This window comes from Streptomyces sp. (assembly GCF_031178505.1).
Taxonomy (GTDB): Bacteria; Actinomycetota; Actinomycetes; order Streptomycetales; family Streptomycetaceae; genus Streptomyces; species Streptomyces gulbargensis.
The window spans coordinates 1-1,803 of record NZ_JAPSIW010001017.1 but is presented as its reverse complement, the minus strand read 5'-3'; the positions used below and the strand labels follow the sequence as shown (position 1 = coordinate 1,803).

General features: G+C 76.4%; 2 protein-coding genes and 1 pseudogene. 2 read left to right on the top strand and 1 reads right to left on the bottom strand.

Going from position 1 to position 1,803, the window contains the following annotated elements; translation table 11 throughout:
* Positions 1 to 117, top strand: a pseudogene (locus RIF68_RS35745) (biliverdin-producing heme oxygenase); the annotation flags it as partial.
* Positions 118 to 148: 31 nt separating this feature from the next.
* Here RIF68_RS35745 and RIF68_RS35740 read toward each other — a convergent pair.
* Positions 149 to 832 (bottom strand): PhzF family phenazine biosynthesis protein, encoded by a 684-nt coding sequence (locus RIF68_RS35740; RefSeq protein ID WP_309055110.1) that lies wholly within the window; start codon positions 830 to 832, stop codon positions 149 to 151.
* A gap of 154 nt (positions 833 to 986) precedes the next feature.
* On the opposite strand from RIF68_RS35740, the gene RIF68_RS35735 reads away from it, so the two are divergent.
* A partial coding sequence (locus RIF68_RS35735; RefSeq protein WP_375165799.1) for a hypothetical protein occupies positions 987 to 1,803 on the top strand: 817 nt, incomplete at its 3' end.

Here is a 1,803-nt window from a genome sequence, read left to right as displayed (position 1 = left end):
GGGGTGGACGCCGACGACCTGGAGAAGCAGCGGATCGTGGACGAGTGCCGGCGCGCCTTCGCCTTCAACACGGCCGTCTTCCGCGAGCTGGGGGCCGAGTTCCCGCTCAGCGCGTGAAGCGGCGGGGGCCCCGAGCCCCTCACCGGGTTCACCGGGTGAGCGTCGCCTCCAGAAGGACCCGGCCGCCGAGTTCCACGATGCCGCCGGGTCCGGGGGCGGTGAGGAGCTGGGAGCCGCGGCCCTGGGTGATGTTCAGGGCCCGGCCGAGTTCGGCCGTGAGCAGCAGCGCCGCCGCGCCGGTGGCCTCGTCCTCGTCGATGCCGTCGCCGCGCCCGGGGAAGGCGCGTGCCCGGATCCGGCCGGCGGCCTCCTCCTCCCACGCCCAGGCGTAGATCCACTCACCGGGCTCGGGCACCTCCAGCGCCTCGACCTCGGCGGCGGAGCCGTACCGGCGCAGGGTGCGCGGCGGCGCCCACTCGGCGCGGGCCTCGATCCAGGTGAACTCGCCGTCCCCGCGCACCCACACCTCGCCGGCGGGCGGGCGCACGACCTCCAGGTCGAGCAGCCAGGCGGTCCCGACGAGCGGGTGTCCGGCGAAGGGCAGGCGCACGCCGGGGGTGTAGAGGTCGACGATCCCGCGCTCGGGGTCGTCGACGAACACGGTCTCGCTGAAGCCGAGTTCCTTGGCGAGGGCCTGCCGGGCGGCCTCGTCGGGGTGCCCGCGCCCGTCCCGTACGACCCCGAGCCTGTTGCCGTGCCGGCCGTCGCCCGCGCAGAAGACCCGGAGGACGTCGATCTCGGTGGCGGAACTGCCGTACGCGGTCGTGTTCATGTCGGAATTGAACCATCCGGGGACCGGGCGGCAGGGGCGCACCACGGATTCCGGTCCCGGCCCGGTCACGGTCCCCGGTCCCCGGATCGGCCGCCTCCCCGGCCCCGATAAGGTCGGGGGCGTCCGTGCCGGGTGGAGGAGCAGAAGGCGACCGATGAGAAGGCTGAGGCGACCGCTGGAGCAGTCCCGGTCGGAGTCGGAACCGCAGGCGCGCAGGCGGCTGCCGGCACGCGGGGGCGCGAGCGGCGGACGGGCCACCGCGGCGGCCGGCCGTGCGGCGCGGGGACGCGCGGCGCGCGGGGTCGTGATGACCGCCGCGGCGCTCGCGCTCGCGTTGACGGCGAGCGGCTGCGTGACCGTGCACGGCGAGCTGGAGCTGCTGCCGCCGGCCTCCCGGGAGGAGGCCGCGCGGGCGCTGGCGGAGTTCACCGCCGCGTACAACCGGGCCGACAAGAAGCACGACCCGGCCCTCGCCGCGGGGCGGGTCACCGGGCCGTTCGGGGCGATCAACCAGGCGGGGCTGCGCGCGCGGGCGGTCACCGCCCCCACCGGGAACCCGAACCACCTGCCGCTGGAGCTGACGGACGCGCGGTTCGCGCTGCCGCGCAAGGCGGGCTGGCCGCGCTGGTTCCTCGCGGACGCCGACTCGAACCGGGACGTCGACGAGGGCGCCGCCGACAACCGCTGGCTGCTGACCTTCGTACGGAACGGGCCCGACCAGCCGTGGGAGGTCGCCCACCTGGTGATCCTCGGTACGGCCACGGTGCCCGAGTTCGCCGAGGAGGAGGGGTACGCGGTCCCCGTCGGCGGGGGCGAGGGGGCGCTGGCGGTCGCGCCGAAGGATCTCGGCGCCCGGTACGTGGCGTTCCTGAAGGACGGCGAGCAGGGGCCGCTGGCGGCGGGCCCGCACACCACACGCTGGCGCGCGGACCGGCTGAAGGCGGCCGAGCGGCCGGGGCTCGCCACCCAGT